Annotated in this window: 3 protein-coding genes; all 3 read right to left on the bottom strand. The window is 33.7% G+C overall.

From position 1 onward, the window contains the following. Positions 1–599: 599 nt before the first annotated feature. The 3 genes from ABMA45_RS07205 to mfd all read right to left on the bottom strand — a co-directional run bounded on the left by ABMA45_RS07205 (position 600) and on the right by mfd (position 5,907). Positions 600–1,400, bottom strand: coding sequence for an SDR family NAD(P)-dependent oxidoreductase (locus tag ABMA45_RS07205; protein WP_022089213.1), 801 nt, complete (start codon positions 1,398–1,400; stop codon positions 600–602). A 17-nt stretch (positions 1,401–1,417) separates the two neighbouring features. Next, positions 1,418–2,287: a hypothetical protein gene (locus ABMA45_RS07200; RefSeq protein WP_022089212.1), complete on the bottom strand. Its 870-nt coding sequence runs from the start codon at positions 2,285–2,287 to the stop codon at positions 1,418–1,420. A gap of 107 nt (positions 2,288–2,394) precedes the next feature. Further along, the gene (mfd, locus tag ABMA45_RS07195) at positions 2,395–5,907 is read right to left on the bottom strand and encodes a transcription-repair coupling factor (protein ID WP_022089211.1); all 3,513 of its coding nucleotides are present in this window, start codon (positions 5,905–5,907) and stop codon (positions 2,395–2,397) included. Between the last annotated feature and the right edge of the window lie 93 nt (positions 5,908–6,000).

Raw genomic sequence — 6,000 nt, 5'->3', positions numbered from 1 at the left:
TTATCAATGTTCTTGTTTTGCTTGTTGCTGTTTCAGCAGCAACTCGTTCATATTATCACGATTGTTCTGCTTTGTCAACAACTTTTTTATATTTTTCTTCGTTATTCAAAACTTAGAATCAATTAAATTTTTCTGTCTGAACTGCTGTCTCAACAGTCAGCTTGTGTATAATACTACGTATTTCGACTGTTGTCAACATGCTTTTTTAATTTTTTTATTTTTATGTATTTGTCAATTAAATCTAACTGCAATTATTACTTCTAGCGATCTTTGTCATCATACATTAATAGAATTGGTTTTACTTATTATTCAAATATAATATCAGTATGACTTTATCTGTGTTGTATTTAACTTGTTTTAATTTATATTCTAAAATCAATCTGTCTGGTACCCATTAATACTTTATGTTAGATTTGATTTGTTTTTTATTTATTCTAAAATATCATTTTACTATTTACGGATTATTTTCTTTTTTCTATTTTTTACCGTAAAATTTTTTAAGCTATTTCCTTCTTTTTAATGTTATGTAAACTAAATTACGGATTATCCCAATTTAGTTAGAATAATCCGTAATTATTTTTAATTTTTTTATTTATTATCTATGGTCTTTGGCCTAAGGCTCCTTCGAGTGTAAGCGTTTCACCACTCATATATTTAAAGTCTGGAGAAGCAAGCTGTACACATACGCGACCTATTTCTTTCTCCACGTCTCCAAAATGTCCCATTGGTGGTGTTTTTACATTTGCTTTAAATGCATCCGGATAAGCTTTTTCAAAATTTTCAAGCTGAGCTGTCCATGCAAGTGGGCATACCACATTTGCATTTATGCCGTCTGCTGCCCATTCGGTTGCAGCAACTCTTGTAAGCCCTCTGATTCCTTCTTTTGCTGCAGCATAAGCACACTGTCCATAGTTTCCAAATAGTCCTGCACCTGATGCAAAATTAATTACAGAACCTTTTGTTTCTTTTAAATACGGATAGCATTCTTTCATATAGTAGAAAGCCGCATAAACCCCTGAATACATTGCGAGATCAAATTGTTGTGTTGTATGATCTGCTATTGTTACTCCTGAAGCTGATGCCTGTGCATTATTTATTAACACATCAATTCTTCCAAACTCATCTATTGTTTGCTTTACTACATTTGCAACAACAGTTTCATTGTCTGCTCCGGCATTTATGTCAGCCTGAATTGGCAATACTTTTATTCCGTATTTGCTTTCCAATTCTTCTTTTGCGTCTGTAAGTTTTTTAACGTTACGTCCTGTAAGTACCAAATTGGCACCTTCTTTTGCATAAGCCGTTGCTATTCCATAGCCTATTGAACCACAGCTTCCATCCTGCAATACTGCTCTTCCTCCACCTGTTATAATGGCTGTCTTTCCTGTTAAAAATCCCATATCAGTTTCTCCTTTCTTTACTCTTCCATTATTTTTTCTGAAAAGTTTATTTTGCCCCAAGGTTCTTCCATTACAATTGTAACTTTGCTTTTCCATTGTTGATACATTTCATCTGCGCTATTTTTTTCTTTTGCGTTTAATATATCTTCAACTTTTTTTGCAATTTTTTCTTTTTTGTAAATTTCAACTAGTCTTTCTTTACTAATATTAACTTTTGATAACATTTTTTCGCTGGAATTTTCTAAATAGTAGTCAGCTTCTTCATTTGCCTCGCTTTCTTCTTCTGCACTCAAAGACACGTCATATTTTGAAGCTTCCTCGTATAATGCCTGTCTTTCGCAAATATTGCTAAGTATCTGGCTTTTTACCCCTTCTTCTAGTGTTACACCTATTTTTAGTTTTTTATTCCACTTAAGTTCTTTATTTTTTGACATATAATAAACTTCGTATGTTGCCTGTGTTTTGTAGGCATAATATCGAACTTCATCCATATATATGTCCGCTATGTCTGCTTTAGAATCAATGTCTTCTATTTTTATTCCTATCGATTCTTTTGATGCAACTGTCTGGCTTTCACTAGATGGTTGATTATTTTGTTCCTGTTTTATGTTGTCTGAAGTTTGGCTTTCATTTTTCTGAATTAAACCTTCTGTAGTTTGATTTTCATTTTTCCGAACTAAGCTTTCTGAAGTTTGATTTTCATCTTCTTTATTTTGTTCATTATTATTTTGTGTTAATGAATTTTCTAAATTTGATTCTACTGTTACTGATTCCGTAGTAGCTTCCTTCTGCTTATTGGTATCAGGGGATTTGCTACTTGTGCATCCCTCTATAGCCATTGCCACTACAAAACATGTAAGTGTAGCCATCATTTTTTTATTTTTCATCGATTCTACTCCTGTTTATGCTGCTGTGTTGTTATTTTTGAGATTTGCTCAGCCATAACCATTTTATTGTTATGTTATATTTTTTCCATCATTAGCAATTCTTCTGATTAACTTCTTTTTAAGCTTCGGATATCTTCAATTACTTTTCGCATATTTTCCATCAATTCATCAGCGTCTTTTGCCGGTTTCATCGGAATATATTCGAAGTAAGGTGTTTTGTCCGGAATTAATTTTAATCTTCTGTTGTATTTGCTTAGTATTTCCGGTATTTTTTCTGTTTCAATCGGAGCCGTAGGATGCATTGTAAATTTAAGTTTTGTCTTATTTCCTGTTATTTCAGTTATATAAGCTTCATGTGCTGTTGCTTTTATGAGTACAATTTTCAACAGATTTTCTACCTGTCTAGGCATTTCTCCAAATCTGTCTATTAACTCATCCTGCATATCTTCGTATTCTTCCTGCGTTTCTATGCCTGCAATTCGTTTATACACATCCATCTTCTGGCTCTCGCTTTTAATATACCCTGCAGGAACGAATGCATCTATAAGTACATCAATTTTTGTTTCAAATTCAAGTGTCGGAGTTTTTCCTTTTCTTACAAGAATTGCTTCATTTAGCATTTTACAGTACAGATCATAACCTACCGCCTCCATGTGTCCATGTTGCTGCGCTCCAAGTAAATTCCCGGTTCCTCGTATTTCCAAATCTCTCATGGCAATTTTTACGCCGGAACCTAATTCCGTGAAATTCTTTATTGCACCAAGTCTCTTTTCTGCTACCTCTGATAGCAATTTATTTCTTGTGTACATCATAAACGCATATGCAGTCCTATTTGAACGACCTACTCGTCCTCTAAGCTGGTACAACTGAGATAATCCCATTTTTTCTGCATTATGAATTATGATTGTATTTGCATTTGAAACATCAATCCCTGTTTCTATTATAGTAGTAGAAACTAATACGTCTATATCTCCATTTACAAAATCATACATAATTGTTTCTAACTGTCGCTCACTCATTTGACCATGTGCAAATGCTACATTTGCATCAGGCACAAGTCTTTGTATTTCGGCAGCACGTTCTGCTATGTTTTGTACAATATTGTATACATAATAAACCTGACCATTTCGTAATAGTTCTCTGTTTATAGCTTCTCTTACGATTTCATCATTATATTCCATTACATATGTCTGTATCGGCATTCTATCCTGTGGTGGTTCTTCCATAATAGACATATCTCTTATTCCGATAAGACTCATATGCAATGTTCTTGGAATTGGCGTTGCAGTCATCGTTAATACATCTATATTATTTTTTAGTTCTTTAATTTTTTCTTTATGTTTTACACCAAATCGTTGTTCTTCATCTATTATAAGCAAACCTAAGTCTTTAAATTTCACGTCTTTTGAAAGAACTCTGTGGGTTCCGATTACGATATCTACATAACCTTTTTTCAAATCTCTTATTGTCTGCTCCTGATTTGCTTTTGTTCTAAATCTCGAAAGCATTTCCACTCTTACAGGAAAATCTTTGAATCTTTGTGTAAATGTCTTGTAATGTTGTTGCGCTAAAACGGTTGTCGGCACAAGGTATACTACCTGTTTATTATCCTGTACTGCCTTGAATGCCGCACGTATGGCAACTTCTGTTTTTCCAAATCCTACGTCTCCACATACAAGTCTGTCCATAGTCTTTGTGCTTTCCATATCCGCTTTAACCTGAGAAATTACTTCTAACTGGTCATCTGTTTCTTCAAACGGGAACATCTCTTCAAATTCTTTTTGCCATTCTGTGTCCGGACTAAATACAAATCCTGTGCTGTCCTGTCTTGTCGCATACAATTCAATTAACTCGTCGGCAATATCTGCCACTGCCTTTTTAACTCTTGTTTTTGTTTTTTTCCATTCAGTTCCACCTAATTTATTAAGCTTAGGTGGTTTTGCTTCACTGTCAGCATATTTTTGAATCATGTCGAGCTGAGTTGCAAGAATATAGAGATTGCTACCGCCTTCATATTCTATTTTTATATAATCCTTCACGGTGCGGTCTACTTCAATTTTTTCAATTCCTTTGTAGATTCCAAGTCCGTGATTTTCATGTACAACATAATCTCCTATATTTAAATCTGAAAAATCTGAAATATGTGTACCTGAATAATTATGTTTCTTTCTTCTTTTTTTCTTTTTCTCACCAAAAATATCAGTATCACTTATTACTACAAATTTTATCATAGGATAAGCAAAGCCTCCGCGCAGGTGTCCTGTCACTATCATTACTTCTCCACTAAGTGCTTCTCTTTCTTTATCCTCTTCGTAAAATGCACTTATGCCAAATCCGCGTAAATCTTCTGCTAGTCTTTTTGCCCTCGTCAGGCTTGCACAAACCATTATTACTTGATATTTTTGTTTTTTATATTTTTTTAAATCCTCAACTAGCATTTCAAATTTGTTATTATAAGGGCTTATTGTTTTTGCTTCTACAGATGCAATTTCATCTACTGTAAAATTCTTTACAGTCTGATCCAATGAAGTAAATAGCACTTTCTTTACTGAGTCTAGCTTACTTTCAATTGTTTTTCTACTCCACACAATGTCAGTCTGTCCCGGCAAAACGTAACCTTTTTCTAAACGATTGCTCATGCTGTCTCTAAATTCCGTCTCAACAGCTTTCATCTGCTCATCAACTCTTTTTGGCTCGTCTATAAAGAACGCCGCATCTTTTAAATAGTCAATAAAGCTTACCATTCCATCATAGAAATAGTTTACATAACTATCAAATGACATTCCATTTTCATTTATTTCTTCATTATCTATAAATTCTTTTATTATAACTTCAAGTCTATGCGCTTCTTCTGTTTTAAATTGTTTTCTAAGTGCTTCAGAATTTTTCTTTAAGTCTTTTTTTATTTTATCAATTCCGGCTCTTATTTCTTCTTTTGTTAATACATAGTCAGTTGCCGGATATATTGTTATTTTTTCAAGATTTTCTATTGATCTTTGTGTTTCTACCTCAAAGCTTTTTATAATATCAACTTCATCATCCCACATGTCAATTCTATATGGCACTTCGTCTGTCAATGTATAAATGTCTATAATACTTCCTCTTATAGCAAACTGTCCCGGTGACTCTACCTGTTCTGCTCCCTCGTATCCCATTTGAACAAGCTTATGTCTTATTGCATCCATTTCAATAATGCTGCCTTCAGAAATTCCCAGAACATTTTCTTTAATTCTGTCTAATGGCATTATTTTATCCATAAGTCCATCTGCTGTAGTCACAATTGTACATGGTTTATCTTCTACAAGTTTCTTTATGCATTCCAGTCTTTGCTGCAGGATTACGTTTCCATGTACGTCTGCTGAAAAGAATATGAAATCCTTCGCAGGATACAATACAACATTTTTATCAAATGCTTTTAAATCTTCATAAAGTTCCTTTGCTTTTGTTCCACTAAAAGTAACGATGACTTTATTTTTGTAGCCATCGCTTAATCCTGTTATAAAATGTGCAAGCTGAGAATCCGCACACCCTGTTACCTGACATGTTTTTCCTGTATCAAGGCATTCCTTAGCGCGTTCAAATCCATTTAATTTTTGTAGTGGATAAAAAAATGTATTCATTGTGTCCTTCCTTATTGTTTTAATGATGCCAGAATTGTGGCGGCGTAGCATGAAACAATCCGTAGGCATCAAAGTTGTGAGTTTTTAACCTCA

The sequence above is a fragment of the Eubacterium sp. CAG:156 genome, from assembly GCF_000434315.1.
In the GTDB taxonomy this organism is placed as follows: Bacteria; Bacillota; Clostridia; order Lachnospirales; family Lachnospiraceae; genus Eubacterium_U; species Eubacterium_U album.
The sequence above is the reverse complement of the archived record's forward strand: the minus strand, read 5'-3'. Positions and strand labels throughout refer to the sequence as shown.